This is a genomic window from Streptomyces sp. NPDC029292 (assembly GCF_055569295.1).
The window spans coordinates 170,185-193,524 of the sequence record NZ_JBVHXR010000002.1 but is presented as its reverse complement, the minus strand read 5'-3'; the positions used below and the strand labels follow the sequence as shown (position 1 = coordinate 193,524).

22 protein-coding genes are annotated in these 23,340 nt (G+C 69.3%); 16 read left to right on the top strand and 6 right to left on the bottom strand.

Annotation, left to right across the window (positions count from 1 at the left end; translation table 11 throughout):
• Positions 1 to 102: 102 nt before the first annotated feature.
• Positions 103 to 1,752: a beta-N-acetylhexosaminidase gene (locus ACZ4WS_RS05710; protein WP_467977485.1), complete on the bottom strand. Its 1,650-nt coding sequence runs from the start codon at positions 1,750 to 1,752 to the stop codon at positions 103 to 105.
• A 522-nt stretch (positions 1,753 to 2,274) separates the two neighbouring features.
• On the opposite strand from ACZ4WS_RS05710, the gene ACZ4WS_RS05705 reads away from it, so the two are divergent.
• The 6 genes from ACZ4WS_RS05705 (at position 2,275) to ACZ4WS_RS05680 (ending at position 7,246) form a co-directional block, all read left to right on the top strand.
• Positions 2,275 to 2,838, top strand: coding sequence for a 2-oxo-4-hydroxy-4-carboxy-5-ureidoimidazoline decarboxylase (locus ACZ4WS_RS05705; protein WP_467978305.1), 564 nt, complete (start codon positions 2,275 to 2,277; stop codon positions 2,836 to 2,838).
• 230 nt (positions 2,839 to 3,068) lie between these two features.
• Positions 3,069 to 3,449: a succinate dehydrogenase, cytochrome b556 subunit gene (gene sdhC, locus ACZ4WS_RS05700; RefSeq protein WP_356797260.1), complete on the top strand. Its 381-nt coding sequence runs from the start codon at positions 3,069 to 3,071 to the stop codon at positions 3,447 to 3,449.
• A 5-nt stretch (positions 3,450 to 3,454) separates the two neighbouring features.
• Positions 3,455 to 3,943, top strand: a complete 489-nt coding sequence (locus tag ACZ4WS_RS05695) for a succinate dehydrogenase hydrophobic membrane anchor subunit (RefSeq protein ID WP_467977483.1) — start codon at positions 3,455 to 3,457, stop codon at positions 3,941 to 3,943.
• Positions 3,944 to 3,967: 24 nt separating this feature from the next.
• Positions 3,968 to 5,722 (top strand): succinate dehydrogenase flavoprotein subunit, encoded by a 1,755-nt coding sequence (gene sdhA / locus ACZ4WS_RS05690; protein WP_467977481.1) that lies wholly within the window; start codon positions 3,968 to 3,970, stop codon positions 5,720 to 5,722.
• The gene (locus tag ACZ4WS_RS05685) at positions 5,722 to 6,483 is read left to right on the top strand and encodes a succinate dehydrogenase iron-sulfur subunit (protein ID WP_467977480.1); all 762 of its coding nucleotides are present in this window, start codon (positions 5,722 to 5,724) and stop codon (positions 6,481 to 6,483) included. Before sdhA ends, ACZ4WS_RS05685 begins: the two co-directional genes overlap by 1 nt.
• 154 nt (positions 6,484 to 6,637) lie before the next feature.
• Entirely contained in the window at positions 6,638 to 7,246 is a 609-nt protein-coding gene (locus tag ACZ4WS_RS05680; RefSeq protein WP_467977478.1) for a Uma2 family endonuclease, read from the top strand.
• Between the two features lie 28 nt (positions 7,247 to 7,274).
• On the opposite strand, the gene ACZ4WS_RS05675 is transcribed toward ACZ4WS_RS05680, so the two are convergent.
• Entirely contained in the window at positions 7,275 to 7,697 is a 423-nt protein-coding gene (locus tag ACZ4WS_RS05675) for an ATP-binding protein (RefSeq protein ID WP_467978303.1), read from the bottom strand.
• Between the two features lie 221 nt (positions 7,698 to 7,918).
• On the opposite strand from ACZ4WS_RS05675, the gene ACZ4WS_RS05670 reads away from it, so the two are divergent.
• The 3 genes from ACZ4WS_RS05670 to ACZ4WS_RS05660 all read left to right on the top strand — a co-directional run bounded on the left by ACZ4WS_RS05670 (position 7,919) and on the right by ACZ4WS_RS05660 (position 10,234).
• Positions 7,919 to 8,770 carry a helix-turn-helix domain-containing protein gene (locus ACZ4WS_RS05670; protein ID WP_467977476.1) on the top strand — a complete coding sequence of 284 codons (852 nt, stop codon included), beginning with the start codon at positions 7,919 to 7,921 and terminating at the stop codon, positions 8,768 to 8,770.
• An 8-nt stretch (positions 8,771 to 8,778) separates the two neighbouring features.
• Complete coding sequence (locus tag ACZ4WS_RS05665) at positions 8,779 to 8,982, top strand: DUF397 domain-containing protein (protein ID WP_467977474.1); 204 nt, start codon at positions 8,779 to 8,781, stop codon at positions 8,980 to 8,982.
• 451 nt (positions 8,983 to 9,433) lie between these two features.
• Positions 9,434 to 10,234, top strand: coding sequence for an SGNH/GDSL hydrolase family protein (locus tag ACZ4WS_RS05660; RefSeq protein ID WP_467977472.1), 801 nt, complete (start codon positions 9,434 to 9,436; stop codon positions 10,232 to 10,234).
• A 132-nt stretch (positions 10,235 to 10,366) separates the two neighbouring features.
• Here ACZ4WS_RS05660 and ACZ4WS_RS05655 read toward each other — a convergent pair whose 3' ends face one another.
• The 3 genes from ACZ4WS_RS05655 to ACZ4WS_RS05645 all read right to left on the bottom strand — a co-directional run bounded on the left by ACZ4WS_RS05655 (position 10,367) and on the right by ACZ4WS_RS05645 (position 13,987).
• Positions 10,367 to 10,996: a Uma2 family endonuclease gene (locus ACZ4WS_RS05655; RefSeq protein ID WP_467977470.1), complete on the bottom strand. Its 630-nt coding sequence runs from the start codon at positions 10,994 to 10,996 to the stop codon at positions 10,367 to 10,369.
• Positions 10,997 to 11,099: 103 nt separating this feature from the next.
• Positions 11,100 to 13,586, bottom strand: a complete 2,487-nt coding sequence (locus ACZ4WS_RS05650; RefSeq protein WP_467977468.1) for a DUF4132 domain-containing protein — start codon at positions 13,584 to 13,586, stop codon at positions 11,100 to 11,102.
• Positions 13,586 to 13,987 carry a hypothetical protein gene (locus ACZ4WS_RS05645; RefSeq protein WP_467977467.1) on the bottom strand — a complete coding sequence of 134 codons (402 nt, stop codon included), beginning with the start codon at positions 13,985 to 13,987 and terminating at the stop codon, positions 13,586 to 13,588. Before ACZ4WS_RS05645 ends, ACZ4WS_RS05650 begins: the two co-directional genes overlap by 1 nt.
• A gap of 145 nt (positions 13,988 to 14,132) precedes the next feature.
• Here ACZ4WS_RS05645 and ACZ4WS_RS05640 point away from each other — a divergent pair, with 145 nt between their 5' ends.
• The 4 genes from ACZ4WS_RS05640 (at position 14,133) to ACZ4WS_RS05625 (ending at position 16,386) form a co-directional block, all read left to right on the top strand.
• Positions 14,133 to 14,543 (top strand): VOC family protein, encoded by a 411-nt coding sequence (locus tag ACZ4WS_RS05640; protein ID WP_467977465.1) that lies wholly within the window; start codon positions 14,133 to 14,135, stop codon positions 14,541 to 14,543.
• 125 nt (positions 14,544 to 14,668) lie between these two features.
• The gene (locus ACZ4WS_RS05635) at positions 14,669 to 15,076 is read left to right on the top strand and encodes a hypothetical protein (protein WP_467977463.1); all 408 of its coding nucleotides are present in this window, start codon (positions 14,669 to 14,671) and stop codon (positions 15,074 to 15,076) included.
• Positions 15,077 to 15,081: 5 nt separating this feature from the next.
• Complete coding sequence (locus ACZ4WS_RS05630) at positions 15,082 to 15,588, top strand: thiol-disulfide oxidoreductase DCC family protein (RefSeq protein WP_467978301.1); 507 nt, start codon at positions 15,082 to 15,084, stop codon at positions 15,586 to 15,588.
• A 9-nt stretch (positions 15,589 to 15,597) separates the two neighbouring features.
• Positions 15,598 to 16,386 (top strand): TetR/AcrR family transcriptional regulator, encoded by a 789-nt coding sequence (locus tag ACZ4WS_RS05625; RefSeq protein ID WP_467977461.1) that lies wholly within the window; start codon positions 15,598 to 15,600, stop codon positions 16,384 to 16,386.
• Between the two features lie 40 nt (positions 16,387 to 16,426).
• Here the strand turns inward: ACZ4WS_RS05625 and ACZ4WS_RS05620 are convergent, their stop codons facing one another.
• Positions 16,427 to 18,835: an MMPL family transporter gene (locus ACZ4WS_RS05620; RefSeq protein ID WP_467978299.1), complete on the bottom strand. Its 2,409-nt coding sequence runs from the start codon at positions 18,833 to 18,835 to the stop codon at positions 16,427 to 16,429.
• A 164-nt stretch (positions 18,836 to 18,999) separates the two neighbouring features.
• Here ACZ4WS_RS05620 and ACZ4WS_RS05615 point away from each other — a divergent pair, with 164 nt between their 5' ends.
• From ACZ4WS_RS05615 to ACZ4WS_RS05605, 3 genes are all read left to right on the top strand, one after another.
• Positions 19,000 to 19,689 carry a response regulator transcription factor gene (locus tag ACZ4WS_RS05615; protein ID WP_467977459.1) on the top strand — a complete coding sequence of 230 codons (690 nt, stop codon included), beginning with the start codon at positions 19,000 to 19,002 and terminating at the stop codon, positions 19,687 to 19,689.
• 26 nt (positions 19,690 to 19,715) lie between these two features.
• The gene (locus ACZ4WS_RS05610; RefSeq protein WP_467977457.1) at positions 19,716 to 21,167 is read left to right on the top strand and encodes a sensor histidine kinase; all 1,452 of its coding nucleotides are present in this window, start codon (positions 19,716 to 19,718) and stop codon (positions 21,165 to 21,167) included.
• Positions 21,168 to 21,333: 166 nt separating this feature from the next.
• A complete protein-coding gene (locus ACZ4WS_RS05605; protein WP_467977455.1) occupies positions 21,334 to 23,277 on the top strand; it encodes a sulfatase in 1,944 nt (647 codons plus the stop codon).
• Positions 23,278 to 23,340: the final 63 nt, after the last annotated feature.

Below are 23,340 nucleotides of genomic sequence, written 5' to 3'. Positions count from 1 at the left end.
GGGGCCGTGCGGGCGAACAGAAAACCGGGCGCACCCCTCCCCAGGGCATCACGCTCGGCACGCGGAACATACGGTTCGGCGCGCCCGCCCGTCCACCCCCATTCAGCCCAGCCGGTCCGCCAGCCCCTTGAAGTCCACCCAGGACAGCGCCGGTTTGCCCGGATCCCACAGCTTCTGGACCGTCGCGCGCAGCGGCATTCTGATCCCCGCCGCCACCTGGTCCTGGGTCTGCGCTCCCGCCCGGTCGCACCACACCGCGAAGACGCCGCCGAGGATCTGGTCGTCGTACTTCACGGGGACCGCCGTCGTGCCGCGGACGACGAGCGGGGTCCACTGCTCGTAGATGCGCTGCCCGGTCGGATAGACGAAGGTCTGCGGCTGGCCGAGGACGTAATAGAGGTACTCGTCGTTGTAGTTGATGAGTTTGCGGCCCGCGCCGAGGTACTCGACGGGCTGGCGGGCGCCGATCTCCTTGCCGGTCCAGTACGCGACCTGGAGGTCGTCAGCGGCCTGGACCTTGCCCCCGTCGAAGAAGCCGTCGTTCCACGCCCGCGGAGTCCGGTCGTGCCCGCGCACCACATCGGCGCGGTCGTTGAGCCAGCCGGTCGCCAGGTCGGCGATCCCCGCGCCGGAGCCGTACTTGGCCGTGGCCGCGGCGGCCAGCTGCGGATACGACGCCGCCGGGTTCGACACCGTCAGCGCCTGGTACTCGTCACCGCCGAGGTGCCAGTAGGCACCGGGAAAGAGCCCCGCATACTCATTGAGCAGTTCGTCGATCAGGTCCGCCGCGGCGGGCTTGGAGATGTCGAAGGACCCGCGCGAGGCGACCCCCGACACATTGCGCAACTGGAGGTCGGGATGCGCGGCGATCACCGCGCCCAGGTGACCCGGCGAGTCGATCTCGGGCACGACGGTGATGTGCCGGCTCGCCGCGAGGTCGATGATCCTGCGCACTTCCGCCTTGCTTAGGTGCTCCTCCGACACGATCTCGGGGTGCGTGTCGGACTGGATACGGAAGCCCTGGTCGTCGGAGAAGTGCAGGCCGAGCTGGTTGAACTTCAGGTCCCCCAGCTCCCGGACCCGGTCCTCGATCCAGGCCGCCGTGAAGTGCTTGCGCGCGATGTCGAGCATGAACCCGCGCTGCGCCTTGGCGGGCCGGTCGCGTACGACGCCCTCGGACGCCGTACCGCCGCCGTGCACCTCCTGTTTCAGCGTGCGCGTGCCGTAGAAGACACCCGCCTCGCCGGGAGCGGTGATCGTGACCCGCCGGTCCTTGACGGTCAGGGTGTACGACTCCGCCCCCGCGGCCCCGTGGTCGAGGCCCAGCTCCACGTCTCCGGCCCGGGCTTTCGTCTCTCCGGCGTACGCCAGCGCGAGCTCCCCGGCGAGCAGCCGCCCCTCGTCGGCGAGAGCACCGTCGTCCACGACCACGCGGGCGCCGGCGGCGGGGCGCCAGCCGGGGCCCCGGGCCGGGGTGTGTTCGCGTACGGCGGGGATGGTGCGGGGGGTCTGGGACAGGGGGTACGTCTTGGTCGGCGAGGGGGTGGGTGTGGGCACGTCGCCGGGGGAACTCGTGCGCGAGACCACGGACGCATTGGCCGACGGCGGCCGCGCCCCCGTCGGCTCACCACCGCCGGAGGGCCAGACCGCGACGGCCACCGCGGCGGCGGTCCCCGCCGCGCCCACGCCCACCGCGACCAGCACCGCCCGCCGCCCCCAGGGAGCGCGCGCCCGCCGCCTACCGGTACTCACCGCGTCACATCCTCAGAATCTTTGGGCCCGTCCGGCTCCTTTAGCCCGTCCGGTGTTTGAGGACGAGACCGTTCAGGCCGATACGGGGGTCTGGGGGCGGCAGCCCCCAGGGGACGACGGGGGTCCCCCCGCTCGAGCGAAGCCGAGAGTGGGGGAGGGTAGGGGCCGCGGGGGCGAACAACGCCCGACGCACGCCCCCACCGGCCCGCACCCACACCCACGACCCGCATCACACCGACACCCACGGCCCGCATAACGTCCTCACTTCGCCACCGACGCCCACTCCACGTCGTACAACGGCCCCCGCGTCCACTCACTGAACCCAAGCCTCACCCCCCACCCTCCCTCCCAACCGTCCACCGCACATTCCGAAACTCTCCCGTGCGGGTGAAATTCAGGCATCCCTCGGACAGCTCCCGACACTCCTCGATAGCGTGAGCGGCACAACTCCCACTCGTTCCCCTGCCGCATCACGCGTGACGTCCATGGGGCGTCACCGGATCCCACCGCCGAGGACCCACGCTGCCTTCGCACCGTCTCCCACGCCTGCCCGAGCAGAAGAGCGCGGCGCCGTCCCCGGCCCGTCCGGAGCGGTTCAACTCCGCGCCCAGGGACACCGTCACACGCGCCCTCCTCACCTGCTGCCGCAGCCTGCGCTGGGCCCACCGCGTGGCCGACCACCGGCCCTACCCGGACCTGGACGCGCTGGTCGCCGCGGCCGACGAGGCGGCGTACGACCTGACCCCCGCCGATCTCGCCGAGGCGCTGGCCGGCGAGTCGCTCACGCCGCTCCCGGACGGCGCGTACTCCGCCGCACACACCGCGCTGAGCGCCGCGCACGCCGCGTACGAGAGCCGATTCGGGCATGTGTTCGTCATCTGTCTGGACGACTGCACACCGGAGGAGGCCCTCGACCGAGTGCTCGCCGGGATCCGGGGACGCCTGGCCAACGACCCCGAGGAGGAGCGCGTCCTCGCGGCCGAAGAGCTCAGGCGACTCGCCCGGGGCCGGATCGCACGCCTTGTGCGGACATTCGAAGAAAACCTGGAAAACGAACGAATCAGCCCAATCGGCCCAATCAGCTGAACCGACTGAATCCACCGAATCGGCCGAATCATCGAAATCGACGGATTCCGACCGCCCCGATAGCCCGTACGTGCCTGTTTGATTGCCTGTTTGATCACACCAGTGGGGCCGCTGTAAGCGTTCCGACAAGTCGTCGCTACGATGGCCGGGGCCGGTGGACCGTACCCGGCCGGGCCCGACCGACACAGAAGCCGGCGCGGCCCCAATCCCCGCTCCCGGAGGGTTCTTCCGTGCCGGCTGGAACGCTGTACCGCGGCCGGGAAGGAATGTGGTCCTGGGTGGCTCATCGAGTCACCGGCGTCCTCATCTTCTTCTTCCTGTTCGTACACGTGCTGGACACCGCTCTCGTCCGTGTCTCCCCCGAGGACTACGACAAGGTCGTGTCCACGTACAAGACGCCGATCGTCGCGCTGTTGGAGTACGGCCTCGTCGCCGCCATCCTCTTCCACGCGCTCAACGGCCTGCGTGTCATCGCCGTCGACTTCTGGTCGAAGGGCCCGCGCTACCAGAAGCAGATGCTCTGGTCCGTCGTCGGTATCTGGGTCGTGCTGATGGTCGGGGCCCTCTACCCCGTCCTCGGTCACGCATTCCGCGAAGTCTTCGGGAGCTGACGCCGATGTCCACCACTGAAACCGCCGCTTCCGGCATCGGCCCCGTCGAGGGCACGGGGACGCTGTCGTACGGCGTCGACAACCCGGCCCCGCTCATCGAGGCCCCGCGCAAGCGCACCAAGAAGACCCCGAAGTCGACCCGCGGCAACTTCGAGATGTACGGCTGGCTCTTCATGCGCCTGTCCGGCATCGTCCTGGTCGTCCTGGTCCTCGGCCACCTGCTCATCCAGCTCTTCCTCGACGGCGGTGTCTCCAAGATCGGCTTCGCCTTCGTGGCCGGCCGCTGGGCGAACCCCTGGTGGCAGGTCTGGGACCTGGCGATGCTGTGGCTCGCGATGCTGCACGGCGCCAACGGCCTGCGCACGGTCATCAACGACTACGCGGAGCGCGCGAACACGCGGCTGTGGCTCAAGGGCCTGCTCTACACCGCCACGGTGTTCACCATCCTGCTGGGCACGCTGGTGATCTTCACCTTCGACCCGAACATCCGCTAGGCACGGGGCTGAGGTAACCGACTCATGCAGATCCACAAGTACGACACCGTCATCGTCGGCGCCGGCGGCGCCGGCATGCGCGCCGCCATCGAGGCGACGAAGCGCAGCCGCACCGCCGTGCTGACGAAGCTCTACCCCACCCGCTCCCACACGGGCGCCGCGCAGGGCGGCATGGCCGCCGCGCTGGCCAACGTGGAGGAGGACAACTGGGAGTGGCACACCTTCGACACGGTCAAGGGCGGTGACTACCTGGTCGACCAGGACGCCGCCGAGATCCTCGCGAAGGAGGCCATCGACTCGGTCCTCGACCTGGAGAAGATGGGCCTTCCCTTCAACCGGACGCCCGAAGGCCGGATCGACCAGCGCCGCTTCGGCGGTCACAGCCGCAACCACGGCGAGGCCCCGGTCCGCCGGTCCTGCTACGCCGCGGACCGCACCGGCCACATGATCCTTCAGACGCTGTACCAGAACTGCGTGAAGGAGGGCGTGGAGTTCTTCAACGAGTTCTACGTCCTGGACCAGCTGATCACCGAGGTCGACGGCGTCAAGAAGTCGGCGGGTGTCGTCGCGTACGAGCTCGCGACCGGCGAGATCCACGTCTTCCAGGCGAAGTCCGTGATCTACGCGTCCGGCGGCACCGGCAAGTTCTTCAAGGTGACGTCCAACGCGCACACGCTGACGGGCGACGGCCAGGCGGCGGTCTACCGCCGTGGCCTCCCCCTGGAGGACATGGAGTTCTTCCAGTTCCACCCGACCGGCATCTGGCGCATGGGCATCCTGCTGACGGAGGGCGCCCGCGGTGAGGGCGGCATCCTCCGCAACAAGGACGGCGAGCGCTTCATGGAGAAGTACGCGCCGGTCATGAAGGACCTCGCGTCCCGTGACGTCGTCTCGCGCTCCATCTACACGGAGATCCGCGAGGGCCGTGGCTGCGGTCCCGAGGGCGACCACGTCTACCTCGACCTCACCCACCTCCCGCCGGAGCAGCTGGACGCCAAGCTGCCCGACATCACGGAGTTCGCCCGTACGTACCTCGGCATCGAGCCCTACACGGACCCGATCCCGATCCAGCCCACCGCGCACTACGCGATGGGCGGCATCCCGACGAACGTCCAGGGTGAGGTACTGAGCGACAACACGACCGTCGTCCCCGGCCTGTACGCCGCCGGCGAGGTCGCGTGCGTCTCGGTCCACGGTGCGAACCGTCTCGGCACGAACTCCCTCCTGGACATCAACGTCTTCGGACGTCGTGCGGGCATCGCGGCCGCCGAGTACTCGGCGAAGGCGGAGTACGTCGAGCTGCCCGAGGACCCGGCCTCCCAGGTCGTCTCCCAGGTCGAGCACCTGCGCAACTCCACGGGCACCGAGCGGGTCGCCGACATCCGTCGGGAGCTGCAGGAGTGCATGGACGCCAACGTGATGGTGTTCCGCACCGAGCAGACGATCAAGACGGCGGTCGAGAAGATCGCGGAGCTGCGCGAGCGCTACCGGAACGTCTCGATCCAGGACAAGGGCAAGCGGTTCAACACCGACCTGCTTGAGGCCATCGAGCTGGGCAACCTGCTCGACCTGGCCGAGGTCATGGCGGTGTCGGCCCTGGCCCGCAAGGAGTCCCGCGGCGGTCACTACCGCGAGGACTACCCGAACCGCGACGACGTCAACTTCATGCGCCACACCATGGCGTACCGCGAGGTCGGCGACGACGGCACCGAGTCCATCCGTCTCGACTACAAGCCGGTCGTCCAGACCCGCTACCAGCCGATGGAGCGTAAGTACTGATGGCAACCCCTGTTCTGGACAAGGTCGAGGCGGAAGCCGCGGCCTCCCCCTACATCACCGTCACCTTCCGGGTCCGCCGCTTCAACCCGGAGGTCTCGGCCGAGGCGGTCTGGGAAGACTTCCAGCTGGAGATCGACCCCAAGGAGCGCGTCCTCGACGGCCTCCACAAGATCAAGTGGGACGTCGACGGAACCCTCACCTTCCGCCGCTCCTGCGCGCACGGCATCTGCGGCTCGGACGCCATGCGGATCAACGGCAAGAACCGCCTTGCCTGCAAGACGCTGATCAAGGACCTCAACCCCGAGAAGCCGATCACGGTCGAGCCCATCAAGGGCCTGACGGTCCTGAAGGACCTGGTCGTCGACATGGACCCGTTCTTCCAGGCGTACCGCGACGTGATGCCCTTCCTCATCACGAAGGACACCAACGAGCCGACCCGGGAGCGCCTCCAGTCCGCCGAGGACCGCGAGCGCTTCGACGACACCACGAAGTGCATCCTCTGCGCCGCGTGCACGTCGTCCTGCCCGGTCTTCTGGAACGACGGCCAGTACTTCGGTCCGGCGGCCATCGTCAACGCGCACCGCTTCATCTTCGACTCGCGTGACGAGGCGGGCGAGCAGCGCCTCGAGATCCTCAACGACAAGGACGGCGTGTGGCGTTGCCGCACGACCTTCAACTGCACGGACGCCTGCCCGCGCGGCATCGAGGTCACGAAGGCGATCCAGGAAGTGAAGCGGGCGCTGATCACTCGGCGGTTCTGATTTTCTCCGTACGTCGTCGTGGGCCCCGTTTCCCCCTGGAAGCGGGGCCCTCGCGCATACCGGGCCACGATCGGGTGAAGCGGCTCGTTCAGGACTTCCGAGGGCTGTCCGGCCTACGATGATGCTCTCGACAACAGCCCACGGGAGGCACGTGATGTCCGCAGCACCCGTCGAGCAGCCGCACGGCGACCGGTCGCTGATCGCGGAGGCGAATCGCATCATGGATCGCCTTCCGGGCTGCCGCGTCGAGATCATCGGAGGCCAGATCCTCGTGACGCCATCTCCCGACGTCGCTCATTCGAGGGCGCTGAAGAAGGTGACTCGCCCATTCGAGGCTGCTGGGCTCGATGAGGACGAGACCGAGGTGCACCAGGCCATCGGCGTCTGGCTGCCGGACGGCCCCGAGGACTACGCGATCCCCGATCTCTGCATTGTCGATGCCGACATCGAAGAGCACCTCGTCGAGAACAACTGCTACGACCCCGTGGTCTTCCGCCTCGTCCTGGAGGTCACTTCCAGCAACTGGAAGGCCGATCTCCGCACCAAGGTCACCACATACGCCCAGGCCAAGATCCCGGTCTACGTCATCGTCGACCGCAAGCACCAGCGCCTCCACGTCCTCACCGACCCGGCGAAGAGCGAGTACGGTACTCACCGCATCCACGCCCCCGGCGAACTCGTCACTCTCCCCGACTCCATCGGCGCCAAGGTCACCCTCGACGTGGCCGAGATCCTCAAGGCCGGTCAGTCGACCCGCGATTGAGTACTGGCGGGTTGACCGCGTTGAGGAGCTACGCGGCACCGAGGTCGCACCACACATACTTGCCGGTGTCGCCGCCCTGGCGGAGTGGATGACAGCCCCAGTTGTCGGCGCAGGCCCGGACGAGCGCGAGGCCGCGGCCCGCTTCCGCGTCGAGGGCCACCGCGAGGTCGCGAGGGGGCGGTTCGGGGTGCGCGTCCCACACACCGATGCGCAGAACGCCGTTTCGCCAGGTCAGACGCAGGGTCGCGGGGCCCTTCGTATGCCGTACGGCGTTGGAGACCAGCTCCGTTGCCAGCAGCTCGGCCATGTCCGTGAGGCGGATGAGGCCGTGCATCGTGAGGATCAGGCGGACGGTGCGGCGGCAGACGGTGACCGCGCGGGGGTCGTGGGGGATGTGGAGGGCGTACTCCCAGGGTTCGGTCTCGTTTTTGCGGCATGCCTGAACTCCGATGGTGGTGGGTGGCGTTGAGGATGCGCGGCGGGCGCGGGCGGTGGCAGTTTCACAGCCGTCGTGGCAGGACGGAGTGGTGCGCTTCCGGTGACCCCAGGGTTCCGCAGCGTGTGCGTCGCGTCACTCACGGTATGGCCCAAGGTTGGGCCCTGCAAGCCGTTGCCGTAATCTGACCCCCGAATGAGTCACCGTTCCAAGCATGTTGAGGCAAGGAGGGGCCAATGCCGCGGAGGCGGCAGCCGACCGCACGTCAGGCTCGTCTGGGCAGTGAGCTGCGGAAACTGCGGGAGGTCGCGGGCCTCAAACTGCGCGACGCCGCAGCGCTGATCGGGACCGATTCCGCACAGATGAGCCAGATCGAGTCCGGCGTCGCAGGCGTGGGAAGGGAGCGCGTGCGGCGAATTGCCGCGCACTATGCCAGCGCGGACACGGAGTTGATCGAGGCTCTGGCAGCGATGGCGACCGAGCGCACGCGCGGCTGGTGGGAGGAGTACCGGGGCCTTCTGCCCACGTCCTTCCTGGACCTGTCCGAGCTGGAGCACCACGCCACCTACCGGTGGGATGTGGACTTCCTGCATGTCCCAGGCCTCCTCCAGACCGAGGACTACGCCCATGGGGTCTTCTCCCACAGGGTGCCCGAACTTCCCCGGAGCGAGCTCGACTTGAGGGTCGAACACCGGATGAAACGGCGCACCCTCATCGAGGGCACCCAACCGATTCCGTACGAAGCAGTCGTGCACGAAGCGGCACTGCGTATCAGGGTCAGCAACCGCGCCGCATCACGGGCTCAGCTCGTCCGCGTCCTGCAACTCTCCGAAGCGGACCACGTGACCGTGCGTGTCATCCCCTTCGACCTGGACGGATTCACCGATGCCGGGAGCGCCATGGTGTACGCGGGTGGCGTTGTCCCCAAACTGGACACGGTCGTACGCGACGCACCACACGGCTCGGCCTTCGTCGACTCCGAAGCCCAACTCGGTAGCTTTCGAACGCTTTTCCGTAGAGTGGGGGCAGCGTCACTCGCACCGGAACGGTCGCGTGACTTCATCCACAGGCTGACGAAAGAACTGTGAGGCGCACCATGACGACCCCAGACAACTGGCAGAAGTCGTCCTTCTCCGGTGGCGGCGACGGCAACGCCTGCGTCGAACTCGCCACCACCCCGGGCACGATTCACCTCCGCGAGAGCGACACCCCCGCCACCCACCTCACCACCACCCCCGCCCCCCTCGCCCAACTCCTCCACGGCATAAAGTCCGGCAGGCTCGGCACACCCTCGGCGTGACGGCGGCTGACGCGCTGCGCGAGTTCGAGCAGTTCTACAACGGGCATCGGCCCCATCGGACCCTCTGGGCAGGCCGCGCCGTTGCGCGCGCCGCCCGAGCCGGTGATCGATCCTGAGCAGATCATGCGCCTCGACGTTCGCCGACACGACCGACTTGGCGGCGTCCTTCACGGGTACCGACATGTCGCTTGACCAGTGCGGATGATTTATCGGCACCCGCAGAGCCCGGACGAGCCTGTCAGCACCAGGGAGCCGAGCCCGCCCCGCGGGGAGCAGGGTGGGCCGACGTTCGTTGCGAGACGGACCACGATGGTGCGCATGCGGCGGTCAGGGGCTTGCGGCCCCCAGCTTGACGCTTTGCTGCCTTTCCGCACAACCAATAGCACCACCGCACGACACAGAAGAAGCGTCAGCACCAGGGCTTACACAAAGAAAAAGACACTCCCGTGCCGTGGGCAGCGGTGACCACACCACCGACACGACCGACACGGCGTTCACCGGCACGGGAACGACGTCGGGACGCTTCTCCGACATCCTCACCGAAGTCGACGTCACCACTTCCGACCACCGGCCGTCCGTCTCCGTACTCGGCGACGGCCTCATCAACACCCGCACGACAGGGACCACGGCCGGCTACAACATCCCCCGCTTCTCCAGCTACCTGTCCTACCGCCTGCGCACTCACACCGACGCGACTCCGGTCTACGGAATCGTGGCCTCGGGCATCGAGAACAACTACCTGGGCACGGACCAGGGAGCGGGCGCCGGTGGCCGCTCGGTGCTGACCCGCCTGGACCGGGACGTACTTTCGATCCCCGGGCTGCGCACGGTAGTGGTCACGCAAGGCCTGGAGGACATCGTCGCAGGCCACGACGATGTGGACATCGACAGCGCACTCGGACTGCTACGCGACCAGCTGAAGGGCTGGGGCATCAAGGTCATCTTCACGACGCTGACCCCCTGCGACGGCTACAGCGCCTGCACAGCGGCGATCGACCAGAACCGGATCAACACCAACACCTGGATCACCGACCAACTCGACTTCACCTCGCCCACGGTGAGCTACGTGGACGCGGAGCCGATCGTGGCGATCCCGGATGCGGCAAGCACGACGGACCCGCCGGCACTGATGCTGAACGCGGGCGCGAGCCCGTCGGACTTCGACTCCGGCGACCACGTCAACCTGACGGCGGACGGCTACAGCGCGATCAGCAACGCCTTCGACCTGGCCTCGCTGGGGCCGGCTTCGTAAAGGACTCGTAGAGCGCTCCGACGGGCAGGGCTCCGATCGGACAGCGGCAACAACCGTGCCCCCGAACAGCTCCGGCTGCGCGGGGGCGCGGTTGCTCCGGCACGCGACGCGGCGTGCACTCCTGCACCAGGCCTAGGCAGGTTCCGAACCGCCCCGCCGCCGGTTGATGGCCGTCAGGTCGATCTCGACGTCGAAGGGCACGCCGAGCTTGAGCCGGTCGTGGAAGATTCCGATGAGGCCGTAGGACTTGGTGGCCGGGTCAAGCTCGTAGACGTAGACGACGGGCAGGCCCTTGTCGTCGTCCTCCTCCACCCGCCAGAAGTGCGGTACCCCCGCGGCGGCGTACTTGCGGGGCTTGACCTCGCGGTCGCGTTCGCGGGAGTCGGGCGAGACCACCTCGATCGCCAGGACGATGTCCTCAGGCTTGTACCAGGTCTGCTTCGGCCCTGTGTTCGCTTCCACCGGGAAGACCAGAACGTCCGGCTCCGGACGATTCTTGGTGTCCAGTTTGATGGTCATCTCCCGCATGACATCGAGATGCTCGGGGGCCTGCTCCAGAAGGCTGTTCTCCAGCAGACGCATGCAACGTCCGTGAAAGGCGGTCTGCGGACTCACGAAAACGAGACTCCCGTCGATCAACTCCGTGTGCGGCGGGAGGCCCGGGATCCGGTCGAGGTCGTCGGCGGTCCAGCCCTCGGGGGGCGGGATCGGCCAGCGGTACGCCGGCTCGTCGTCGAGCCCGTTCCCGGATGCGGCGCTCATGGTTGCTCCCATGCGACGGAGTCTCGCCTGACGGTCCAGCGTACCCAGGGGGAATGATCCCCGCCTCGCCCCAACGAGTGACCCCCACGCTCAGAGGGCGGGATCACAACTGGCTCAGGATCGTGGGATCCGTGATCTCCGTGTCCTTGGCGAGCATCGTCGCCTTGCTGAGGATGACGGCCAGGGTCCGGTCGCCCTCGAAGGGCAGATAGCCGGTCCCCTGCGCGGTGCCGCTCGACTTCGGGACGATGCACAGGTATTGATCGTTCGGGCTCATCAGGATGTTGCCCGAGCCCAGGTGGATCTTGTACGTGTGGCGCTCGCCCTTGACGTACAGGAAGCGGCCTTCGAGGGTGCAGCGGTCGGCGATCGCAAGCCGGGGTATCAGGTGGTCGAGGAGGGCGCGGCGGGTCTCGGCGCTCTGGTTCAGCTCGCCGAAGCCGTACGACGTCCAGTACTCCTGGAAGCGGCCGCCGGGGCCGCCGTCCTGCCAGGTGGGGTCGTTGCCGACGCTGGCGACGCCGACGAACAGGTCGACATCACGCAGGACTTCGGAGAGGACGAGCGGCGGGATCTCGGTGAGGGGCAGTGGCTCGACCGGGTCTTCGCCGTTCCGCAGCCACATGCGGTACTCGCCGCCGTAGCAGTGCGCCGAGTTCTCGGGGGCGTCGATGGGGTAGAAGCGCACCTGGTCGGTGCGCAGCCGCAGGTAGCTGCCGGACTCGGTGGTGTCCTCGCCGTACTCCTCGCCGTCGCCCTCGATCCAGTACTCGGCGCGCAGACCCCACTGGGGCAGCTCGCGGGTGGCGGGCGGCGCCTCGTCGTCGACGCACAGGCGGAGCTTGTTGCGCCAACCCCCGATGCCGGCCAGGGAGTTGAACTGGTGCTGGCGCAGGATGTGTGCCGCGAAGCGGTTCGAGTACGTGCCCGTCGTGCGCTCGGCGTCGGTGAGCAGGTAGACCTCGCGGTGCGCCTGCTTGAAGGGCTGGGTGACGGCATGCCGCTCCAGCCAGTCCCGCCAGGCGACGACCTCGGCGGGTTCGCGGCCGACGGGGTGCCAGAGGGTGACCTCCGATCCCCCGGTCACCGGGTCGTCGGTGAGGGTGCGCAGCTCGCCGTCGGCGAACCCGGCGGGGGTGCCGTCGACCGTCCACAGGAGGCGGCGGGCGAGGGTGCCGACGAGTGGGTGGTCGAGGTAGCGCTCGCGCCAGGTGGCGTACGCCCAGGTGCGCCGGGCGAGGAACTGCCGGTCGAGGCGCTCGGCCTGCGCCGACAGCATCTTGTCGACGTCCTTGACCGCCGCCTTCAGCTCCTTGAGCTCCTCGGCGTGGTCGCGCTTCACCGCGGCGGGCACGCTCTTGACCGTCTTTCCGGCGGCATTGCGCCAGCTCAGCACCGCTCTGGGGCCCTGGATGGCGAGCAGCGCGGTGGCCTCGCCGAGTTGGTGCTCGGCGCGGCCCACCTCCGTCAGGCCGTAGGCGGGGACGGCGAGTTCCTCGATTTCCTCGCGGCTCAGGCGCATGGCTTCCGCGCGGGCGTCCAGCGCGGTGTTGAGCAGCTTGAGCGTGCCCTTGTACGTGACTCGGGTGGCGAGACGGGCAAGTTCGGCGAGTGCTGCCTCACTCTCGATCCGTGCGAGGGCGACGACCCCGGCGTTGGCGACCTTGGGATTCACCGGCCCGAGGCCCGCGACCTTGCGCAGTGCCGTCTCGACGAGCGAGCCGAGGACGCGGGCGGTTTCGGCCTGCGCGGGCAGGAAGGAGAGCAGCCAGGCCAGCCCGCGGAGCGCATTGGCGTTGTAGGGGTCAAACGTCTCGTTGGGGTTCGCGCCGTAGTACGAGGCCAGCAACGGGCGCGTGCGGGGCTTGCCCACCAGCCGCAGCCAGGGCAGCAAACGCGCGCGCACCTCGTGCGGGCCGAGGACGTCGATCAGCGCCCGGCCGGTCTTCTCCCACTTCGCGGAGGGACGGGCGGCGGTGGCGGTGGCCGCGTGGGCGAGCAGCAGCTGCCAGGTGTCGCCGAGCCCGGCCGACTCCGCCAGGGCCCGGTCCGACCAGGCCTCGCCGGGGTTGACGGCTGGACTGGTGAGCCGGTCGGCCAGGGGGCCCAATTTGCTCGCGCCGTTCCACAGCACCAGGTGCGAACGGCGGACCAGGGCAACGAAGTCGCCCGGGAGTTCACGCCCGTCGGCGAGTTCGAGCTCGGCAAGCCGGACCAGCTGCTCGGTGTTGTGCTGCACGTCCTGCTCTCCTATCAGGCGGATCAGTGCGGATCGGGTGTCGCGCGGCTGCCCTTCGACCACCGCCTCGTCCCGGAATCGGCTGAGCAGGTGCACGATGCGGTGGCGAGCGGCCGCGCCCGGCTCCAGCTCGTGGTACCGGGCGGCGAGGTGGTGCATCAGCGTGGCCTGGAACCCGGCGTCCGCGGCGCGCAGCGCGTCGACGACTCGGCCGCCCTGCCACTCCCAGTGATCGTCGATCATGTCGGAGAGCGCGAGGAGTTCGGGGACCAGCCCTTCGACGTCGCCGGCGGCGATCAGGCCGAGGACGTCGCGGACAAGCTGGGCGTACGCGGCAGGTGACGTGATCATCAGCCACCCACCAGCGGTACGAGCTTCAGGAACGTGACCTCGGTGCCCAGCGCGAGGTCGATCTCCTCGTCCAGGTCGGTCACCTGACCGTCCCCGACCAGCACGAGGAACCCATTGCCCGCGAAGGCCTTGAGCGCCAGCTCGGTCTGCGCCTCGGCATCTATCCGCCGCGACGCCCGCGACGCCCGCAACGCGTACCCGTTCAGCGTGCGCTCGGTGTCCTCGGGCTGCACGAGGCCCTGGAACACCCCCGGCGTACGCGCGTTGTACTCGGCGACCTCCTGGAAGACCCGCCGCCGGATCAGCTCGCGCAACGCGAGCCGCTCCTCGGCGATCTCGATTCCCCAGCCCTCGCGCCGGTCCCCACTGGTCGTCTCGTCGACGAACGTCACCATTCCCATGCCGACGACAGTACGAGCCACCACTGACAATCAGTCACCGCGCCCGGGACCGCACGGGAATGGCTCGCGGGCGCGCCGCGCGCCACCCGGGTGACGTCGTCGCCGGTTCCCCGGCCGGGCGTGGCGAGCGACCTAACCTGACTGCATGTCAGATGACGTGTCATACGAGCTGCTCGGATTCGACAACGTGCTGCTGCCCGTCGGGAACCTCGACGAGGCCGTCGGGTTCTACGAGCGGGCCGGGTTTCCGGTGGCGTTCCGGCTGGACGAGGCCGGGATCGCGCTGCTGAAAGTGGGCAAGGAGACGCCGGGGGTACTGCTGCGGCTGGACGAGGAGTTGAGTCATCGGCCACCGCCGTGGGCCTCGCCGCGGGTGTGGCTGGAGGTGCGGGACACGCGGGCCGCGGCCCGCTCCCTGGCCGCCGCCGGCATTCGGCCGCTCGACGCCCCGTTCTCCGTCGCCACCGGCTGGACCGTCGAGATCGCCGACCCCTGGGGCAACGTCATCGGTCTCACGGACTACAGCAAGCGCCCCGAGCTGGCCCGCACGACCTGACGGCGACGCCAACACCGGGCCACCCAAGCACCGCCCTACCCCCACTCTCGACTTGAACATGTTCAAAAGCAGGTCTACATTCATTCCTGACAGCGTTTTGAACGCGTTCAAGAAGGGGTGGGGACGTGGACCTCACGGTCGTCGCGTACGTCATCTATCTGCTGGTCAGCATCGCGCTGACCATCTGGGTGGCCCGCACGCTGAGCCACAACGGGCGGATCTTCCTGGCCGACGTACTGCACGGGAACGAGAAACTCGCCGAAGCGGTCAACCACCTGCTGGTGGTGGGCTTCTACCTGGTCAACCTGGGATTCGTCGCCCTCTACCTGCACCAGGACGACACGATCGGCAACGCCCGCGAGGTCTTCGAGGCCCTGTCGACCAAGCTCGGCGTCGTACTGCTCGTCCTCGGGGTCATGCACCTCGGCAACGTGTACGTGCTCAGCAAGATCCGGCGGCGGGGCGTCATGGAGCGGGAGCAGATGCCGCCCGTCGCGCCGACGGACTGGGTCGCCCCGACGGCCGGGGCGTGAGCACGGTGGCCGGCTCCTCAGCCACCGGGAACCGGGACGCCGTACGCGTCCCGGTTCTCGGGCTCACCGTCCTCTACGACCCGCAGTGCTCCCTCTGCGCCTTCCTGCGCGACTGGCTCGCGAAGCAGCCGCAGCTGGTGCCGCTCCGGCTCGTCGCGGCCGGGTCCGAGGAGGCCCGGCGGCTCTTTCCCGGGCTCGATCACCGCGCCACCCTCGACGAGATCACCGTCGTGGGGGACACAGGGCAGGTCTACCGGGGAGCCGCCGCCTGGGTCGTCACCCTGTGGGCGTTGCGCGAGCACCGGCCGCTCGCCCACCGGCTGAGCACCCCGGCCGGGGCCCGCCTCGCGAAGGGCGCGATGCTGGCCGCCGCCAAGTGGCGCGAGACGCACAGCACGGACGGATGGGGAGGGGGCGTGTACCGGCGCGGTGACGGGTGGGTCTACACGCCGAGCTCGGGGTGGGCGTACGAACCTCCCGCCTGCGACAGCGGCACCTGTCCCACTCGTTAGGCTCGTCCCGTGCCAGCACCGAAAGACAGCCCCACGCAGGACGGCCCCTCTCAGGACAGCCCCGCAAAGGGCCCCGCCAAGAGCCCCGCCAAGAGCGAGCAGACCCGCGCCCTGATCCTGGAGACGGCGATGCGGCTGTTCCAGGAGCGGGGGTACGAGAAGACGACCATGCGGGCCATCGCCCAGGAGGCCGGGGTCTCCGTCGGCAACGCGTACTACTACTTCGCCGGCAAGGAACATCTGATCCAGGGCTTCTACGACCGGCTCGCCGCCGAGCACCAGGTGGCCGTCCGGGAGGTGCTGGCCCGCGAGACGGACCTGGAGGCCCGCCTGGGCGGGGTGCTGAAGGCGTGGCTGGACATCGCCACGCCGTACCACGAGTTCGCGGTGCAGTTCTTCAAGAGCGCCGCCGACCCGGACAGCCCGCTCAGCCCCTTCTCCCCCGAGTCGGAGCACGCGCGCGTGGAGGCCATCAGCGTCCACCGCCAGGTGCTCGCCGGGGCCAAGACCAAGGTGCCCGATGAACTGCGGGACGTACTTCCCGAGTTGATGTGGCTCTCCCAGATGGGGCTCGTCCTGTACTGGGTCTTCGACCGCACCGAGGGGCGCGAGCGCAGTTACCGGCTGGCCGAGCGCGGTGCCCGGCTCACCTCACGCGGCGTCTCGCTGGCCCGCTTCCGCGTCCTGCGCCCCCTCGTCCATGAGGTCCACGAACTGTTCACCGACTTCATGCCGGGCATGACCAAGGCTCTGCCCGACCCGGCGAAGTCCGCCAAGTCCGCCAAGAAGCAGGGGTAGAGGCGCCCGGCCGGGCGGACGCCCCGTCCCCGCAACGGCCTCAGTTGACCGCGTCCACCTCTCCCTCCGCCAACTCCACGTCGTACACCAGCGGTTCGTCCGTCACGACGACGTGCCGCGCCCGGGCGCCGTACGCGGAAGCCGTCGCCGAGAGCAGATACGTGCCCGGGGACGGTACCGAGACGATGTACGAGCCGTCGGCCAGGGAGGTCACGCGGTCGAGCTGGCGGCCGCCCTTGGTGAGGAGGGTGAGGACGGCGCCGTCGACCGGGGCGCCCTCGGCGTCGCGGACGAAGCCGTGGACGACCGTGGCGCCGCCGCCTGCGGGAGCCGCCTCCACGGGCGCCGGCTCGCTCGGCTCGACCGCCAGATGCGGCAGCCGCTTCTCCAGCCCCGCCGGGAGCCACCAGTTGGACTTGCCGAGCAGGTGCATCGCGGCCGGCACCAGCGCCGTACGGAGAATGAAGGCGTCGAGTGCGACCGCCGCGGCCAGGCCGACGCCCGCCATCGCCGCCCCCGAGTCGCCACTGAGCACGAAGGCCAGGAAGACGCACACCATGATCAGGGCGGCCGAGTTGATGACCCGGCTGGTCTCCGCCAGCCCGACCCGCACCGCGCGCGCGTTGTCCTTCGTGTGCACCCACTCCTCGTGCATCCGGCTCACCAGGAACACCTGGTAGTCCATCGAGAGGCCGAAGAGGAGCGAGAGCATGATGACGGGCAGGAAGGCGTTGATCGGTCCCTCCTTGCCGAGGCTCAGCAGGTCCAGGCCCCAGCCCCACTGGAAGATCGCGACGAGTACGCCGAAGGACGCGGCGGCCGCGATCAGGTTCATCAGGGCGGCCGTCAGCGGCACCACCAGGGAGCGGAAGGCGACCAGCAGGAGCAGGAAGCCGAGTCCGATGATCGTGGCGATGAAGAGCGGCAGCCGGTCGCCGGTGATGGACGCGAAGTCCTTGGAGACGGCTGTCACGCCACCGACGTGGGCCTGCGCCCCCGCGTCCGGGATCACCCGGTCCCGCAGCGTGTCGATGAGCTGGTCGGTCTTCTCCGACTGCGGTGAGGTCGTGGGCACCACCTGGATCACCGAGACGCCCTGCGCGGGCGGCAGCGCGGCGACCCGGGCGACCCCGTCGGTCGCGCGGATACCGGCCACCAGGGCGTCGGTGTCGCCGCCGGACGAGACCACCTGGAGCGGGCCGTTGAAGCCCGGCCCGAAGCCCTCGGCCAGCAGGTCATAGGCCTTCCGGGTGGTCGTCGAGGCGTCGTCGTTGCCCTGGTCGGTGGCGCCGAGCCGCAGCGACAGGACGGGCAGCGCGAGTACGGCCATGACGACCAGGGCCAGGGCGGCGATCGTACGCGGGCGCTTCTGGACGTTCGCCGACCAGCGCGCCGCCGGGCCGCTCGCCCGCTCCGGCTCGGGACCGGTCGCGGCCAGCTTGCGCCGCTGGCGGCGGCTGAGCACCCGGGTGCCGAGGAGACCGAGCAGGGCGGGCAGCAGGGTGACCGCCGCGAGCACGCTGAAGACGACGGTGAGCGAGGTGCCGATGACCACGCCGTCCAGGAACCGCAGGTTCGTCACCAGCATCCCGGCGAGCGCGATGCACACCGTGCCACCGGCGAACAGCACCGCCCGGCCGGAGGTGTTGAGGGCGGTGACCGCCGACTCCTCCGGCTCCACGCCGCGCAGGATGCCGCGCCGGTGCCGGGTGACGATGAACAGCGCGTAGTCGATGCCGACGCCGAGTCCGATCAGCGTGGCGAGCAGCGGGGCCAGGTCGGGTACGTCCGTGACATGGCTGAGCAGCTGCGTGGAGAACAGGCCGGTGCCGACACCGAAGATGGCGATGCCGATCGGCAGCAGCATCGCGAAGAGCGAGCCGAAGGCGAGGAAGAGGACGACGGCCGCGGCCAGGATGCCGACCATCTCCGCCAGCCCGGTGGGCGGTTCCTGGACGCGCTGGATCGCCTGACCGCCCAACTCGACTTCCAAGCCACCGCGTTCGGCGTTCTGCGCCGTGTCGACGACGTTCTGCACCAGTTCCTTGGGTACGGCGTTGGCCTGTTCGGTGAAGGTGATCTGGGCGTACGCGATCCGCCCGTTCGAGCTGATCTGCGCCGCGCCCTGGTCGCCCGAGTACGGGCCGGTGACCCCGCCGACCCCCTTCATCTTCGCGATCTCGTCCAGCGCGGGCTGGATCCGGGACCGTACGGACTGGTCCCGGACCGTTCCCCCGTCGACCTTCCACACCACCGTGTCGGTGTCGCCCGCGCTCTCCGGGAACGCCTTCTCCATCAGGTCGTACGCACGCTTGGAGTCCGTGTTCGGAAGGGAGAAGACGTTCGCGTAGTCCGTGCCCGCGGTCGACGCCGCGAAGCCCAGACCGAACAGTGCCCCCACCCACAGCAACAGGACCACCAGCCGGTGCCGATAGCACCACCGTGCCAATGTCGCCACGCTCAACGCTCCTTCGTCCATCGGTTGGTCCCCCAGGTCCTGGGATCAACCATCGACGGCGGTACGTGCGCGGGAACACGACACGCCCATGACTCTCAAGGAACTCCAAAGCGCGGACGGCCCCCGCTGTCAGTGCCGCTGCGGATACTGGGGACATGACCGCTCACGAGGGGGCCACCGTCCTCGTCGTCGAGGACGAGCCGAGCATCGCGGACGTCCTCGCCATCGCCCTGCGCTACCACCGCTTCGAGGTCATGACCGCGGGCACCGTCCGCGAGGCGCTCACGCTCGCCGAGCGCACCCGCCCCGACGCGGCGCTGCTCGACGTGATGCTGCCGGACGGCGACGGCCGGGCGCTCGGCCGCGAACTGCGGCTGCGCCGACCGGACTTGGCGATCGTCTTCCTCACCGCGCGGGACGCGCCCGCCGAGATAGTGGGCGCGCTCGGCTTCGGCGACGACTACATCACCAAGCCGTTCAACATCGACGAGGTCGTCGCCCGGATCACGGCCGTACTGCGCCGTACGCGCCCCGACGACGTCCTACCGCAGCGCCCGCCCCTGCGGTACGGCGACCTGGAGCTGGACGAGACGACGTACAGCGTCCATCGGGCGGGCCGTACGGTCGAGCTCACCCCCACCGAGTACGCGCTGCTGCGCTTCCTGGTCCGCAACGGCGGGCGGATCGTGCCCAAGGAGCAACTCCTGCGCCATGTATGGCAGTACGAGCACTCCGCCGAGTCGACCGTCGTGGAGACGTACATCAGCTATCTGCGGCGCAAGCTCGAACCACTCGGGCCGCCGGTGATCCAGACCCGGCGGGGCGTCGGATACGGGCTCGCATGAGCATCTCCCGTATGAACCTCTCGCGGATGAGCATCCCTCCCCTGCGCGTCCGGCGACCGCGCTGCCGGCACGGGATCCACTCGCTGCGCGGCAAGCTGACGCTCGCGAACGTGGGGCTGCTGGCGCTCGGCATCATCGTGGCGACCGCCGTGAGTCTGATGGGCATGCGGCACTATCTGCTCGACCAGATCGACGCCGAGCTGGCCAAGACCCGGGACTCACTGGGCAGTTCGCGGCTCACGATGCAGCAGATCGACTCGCTGAGCGCGCTGGCGTTCGTACACGACCGGCTCGTACCGCAGACGGACGACTCGCCGAAACCGGACTCGATCTTCGTCGCGGTCGACGGACGCGGGAGCGCCGTCACCGTCGCCGGCTTCGAGCCGACCGACACCCAACGCGCCCTGGCCGCCGCCGTGGACAGCCCGCGCGCGCTCGCCCGCGACCCCGAGCCGCACGACGTCACCGTGCACGGCGCCTCCTACCGGGCGACCGGGGCACGCCTCGTCGACGGGACGTACGTCCTGCTCGCCACCTCCATCGACGGGCAGCACAAGGGCATGGAGAAGGCGCTCAAGCTCGATCTGGCCGTCGGCACCCTGCTGTTGGCGCTGCTCGCATGTCTGACGATGTTCAGCGTGCGCCGCCGGATGCGGCCGCTGGAGGCCATGGTCGAGACCTCGTCGGCGATCGCCGAGGGGGATCTGACCCGGCGCGTGCCCTCCAGCCACCATCCGACCCAGGAGGTCGAACAGCTGCGACTCGCCCTCAACGCCATGCTCCACCAGGTCGAATCGGCGTACCGGACGCGCGAGCGCAGCGCGGCCCAGCTGCGCCGGTTCGTCGGGGACGCCTCGCACGAGCTGCGCACCCCGCTGTCGGCGATCCGCGGCTATCTCCAGCTGTACGAGAAGGGGATGCTGCGCGACCCGGCCGAGCGCAAGCGGGCCTGGGACCGGATGAACGCGGAGGCCGACCGGATGGGGCGGCTCGTGGACGAGCTGCTCACCCTGGCCCGCCTCGACCAGCGGCCCGAACTCCGCTTCAAGAACGTCGACTTGAGTCGTCTGGTGCGGGACGCGGCCGAGGACCTGCGGGCCCAGCAGCCGGGGCGCCCGGTGACCGTCGGCGCCGACGGGGCCCTGCTCGTGCACGCCGACGAGTCGGGGCTGCGGCAGGTGCTCGGCAACCTCGTGGGCAACGTACGCACCCACACGCCCGCCGAGGTGCCGGTGCGGCTCGGTCTGGAGCGCGCGGACAGTGTCGTACGGCTGTGTGTCGCGGACGAGGGTCCCGGGCTCGCGGAGGAGGACGCGGCGCGCATCTTCGACCGGTTCTTCCGGGCGGGTGGCGGCGCGGGCAGCGGGCTCGGCATGGCGATCGTGCAGAGCCTGGTGACGGCGCACGGGGGCGAAGTGGCGGTACGGACGGCACCGGGGAAGGGGCTGGCGGTGACGGTGACGCTTCCCGCGCGGTGACTCTCCCGCTTCCGGCTCGGTGACCTGCTAGAACGGACTTGGGAAGAAGCAGACCCAGTTGATTGAACACAGGCCGCCACACCGCCGTACACGATGAAGGCGGCCCCGATCTCCCCAGTCCGGTCCGCCGCGCCACCACCGGGCTTCGCACGGAAGGACCTCCGGGTTGTCGTTCAACACGCGCTCTCGACAGCTGCCGAACACGGACGAGGTGCCTCCGGAGGAGGGACTGACACCGGAAGCTCCGGAGGAGGGGCTGACACCGGAACCTCCCGCGGGCGCCGACCCGGACGCGGACCCGGACGCGGACCCGGACGCGGACCCGGACGACGGCGAAGCCTCGGCCGAAACCCGTGCCGACGCCCCAGCCGGAGCGCCTGCCGAAGCCCCCGCCGAGGCCCCGGCCGAAGTCACGCCCGCCCCCACCCCCACCGCCACCTCCGCCCGCGGCTGGCGGCGCTGGCGCGGCTGGCGGGAGCGGTACCCCGTCGCGGCCCGCGTCCTGGCGTGGACCACCACCACCCTGGCCGCCGTGCTCGTGCTGTTCGCGCTGCTCATGCCGGACAGCCCCGCCGGGTTCAGGCCTGCCGAGTTCCTGCGCATCCCGGTGGAGGCGATCTTCGGCGCCGCCGTGCTGATCATCCTGCCGCGCAAGCCCCGCATCGTCGTCGCGGCGTTCGCCGGACTGAGCCTGGGCGCGCTGACCGTCCTGAACCTCCTCGACATCGGCTTCACCGAATACCTGGGGCGCGGCTTCAATCTCGTCCTCGACTGGGCGCTGTTCAGCGACGCGCAGGCGTACCTCCAGGACACGATGGGCAAGAAGGGCGCGCTCGGCATCGTCGTCGCGGTCGTGGCGATCGTGATCGCCGTGCTCGTCCTCATGGCGCTGGCGGTCGTCCGGCTCGCCAACCTCATGGCCCGTCACACCGTTACGGCGACGCGCACGACCCTGGTGCTGGGCACCGTCTGGATCACCTGCGCGGCGCTCGGCGTGCAGTTCACCGACGTGCCGGTCGCCGCCGACCGTACGGCCAAGCTCGTCCAGGACCGCGCGCAGCGGGTACAGGCGACGCTGCGGGACGAGGCGGCGTTCGCCAAGGTGGCCAAGAAGGACAACTTCGCCAACACCCCGCCGGACCAGCTGCTGACCGGGCTGCGCGGCAAGGACATGATGATCACCTTCATCGAGAGCTACGGCCGCAGTGCGATCGAGGACCCGGTCGAGGCACCGGGGGTCGACGCGACGCTCACGGCGGAGAACGAGAAGCTGGTCAAGGCCGGGTTCGCGGCGAAGAGCGGCTGGCTGACCTCGGCGACGTACGGCGGAAGCAGCTGGCTGGGCCACTCCACCTTCCTGTCGGGCCTGTGGATCAACAACCAGCAGCGGTACCGCACCGTCACCTCGGGCGACCACCTGACCCTCACCAAGGCCTTCAAGAAGACGGGCGCCTGGGACACGGTCGGCATCATGCCGGGCATCCAGAAGGCCTGGCCGGAGGCGAAGTTCTACGGCCTCGACAATGTCCTCGACTCCAACGAACTCGGCTACAAGGGCCCGAAGTTCAGCTGGTCGACCATGCCCGATCAGTACGCCCTGACCGCGTTCGAGCGCCTGGTGCACAGCAAGAAGCACGACAAGCCACTGATGTCGGAGATCATCCTGACCTCCAGCCACCAGCCCTGGGCGCCGATCCCAACGACGGTCCCGCAGGACCAGGTCGGGGACGGCTCCGTCTACGACGCCATCCAGAAGGCGGGCAAGAAGCCCTCGGACATCATCACCGACTCCGCCAAGTCGCAGCAGGAGTACGGCAAGTCCATCCAGTACTCGGTGACCAGCCTCATCGACTACCTGGTGAAGTACGGCAACAAGAACACCGTGCTCGTCTTCCTCGGCGACCACCAGCCCATCGCCCGGGTCAGCGGCAACCACGCCAGCCGTGACGTGCCGGTCTCGATCGTCGCCAAGGACCCGAAGGTACTCGACAAGATCGCCGACTGGGGCTGGACGGACGGCCTGCAGCCCCAGCACAACGCCCCCGTCTGGAAGATGAGCTCCTTCCGCGACCGCTTCCTGACGGCGTACGGCTCCACGCCCGCCCCGTGAGTGACGGCGTAGGACTCGTCGCCCGCCCCGTGAGTGACGGCGTACGACTCCACGCCCGCCCCC

What these genes read in the sequence shown, in the direction of transcription:
- ACZ4WS_RS05695 (WP_467977483.1), top strand. Translation starts at nt 3,455, where the DNA reads ATGTCCACCACTGAAACCGCCGCTTCCGGCATCGGCCCCGTCGAGGGC.
- sdhA (WP_467977481.1), top strand. Translation starts at nt 3,968, where the DNA reads ATGCAGATCCACAAGTACGACACCGTCATCGTCGGCGCCGGCGGCGCC.
- ACZ4WS_RS05685 (WP_467977480.1), top strand. Translation starts at nt 5,722, where the DNA reads ATGGCAACCCCTGTTCTGGACAAGGTCGAGGCGGAAGCCGCGGCCTCC.
- ACZ4WS_RS05680 (WP_467977478.1), top strand. Translation starts at nt 6,638, where the DNA reads ATGTCCGCAGCACCCGTCGAGCAGCCGCACGGCGACCGGTCGCTGATC.
- ACZ4WS_RS05670 (WP_467977476.1), top strand. Translation starts at nt 7,919, where the DNA reads ATGCCGCGGAGGCGGCAGCCGACCGCACGTCAGGCTCGTCTGGGCAGT.
- ACZ4WS_RS05665 (WP_467977474.1), top strand. Translation starts at nt 8,779, where the DNA reads ATGACGACCCCAGACAACTGGCAGAAGTCGTCCTTCTCCGGTGGCGGC.
- ACZ4WS_RS05655 (WP_467977470.1), bottom strand. Translation starts at nt 10,996, where the DNA reads ATGAGCGCCGCATCCGGGAACGGGCTCGACGACGAGCCGGCGTACCGC.
- ACZ4WS_RS05650 (WP_467977468.1), bottom strand. Translation starts at nt 13,586, where the DNA reads ATGATCACGTCACCTGCCGCGTACGCCCAGCTTGTCCGCGACGTCCTC.
- ACZ4WS_RS05645 (WP_467977467.1), bottom strand. Translation starts at nt 13,987, where the DNA reads ATGGGAATGGTGACGTTCGTCGACGAGACGACCAGTGGGGACCGGCGC.
- ACZ4WS_RS05640 (WP_467977465.1), top strand. Translation starts at nt 14,133, where the DNA reads ATGTCAGATGACGTGTCATACGAGCTGCTCGGATTCGACAACGTGCTG.
- ACZ4WS_RS05615 (WP_467977459.1), top strand. Translation starts at nt 19,000, where the DNA reads ATGACCGCTCACGAGGGGGCCACCGTCCTCGTCGTCGAGGACGAGCCG.
- ACZ4WS_RS05610 (WP_467977457.1), top strand. Translation starts at nt 19,716, where the DNA reads ATGAGCATCCCTCCCCTGCGCGTCCGGCGACCGCGCTGCCGGCACGGG.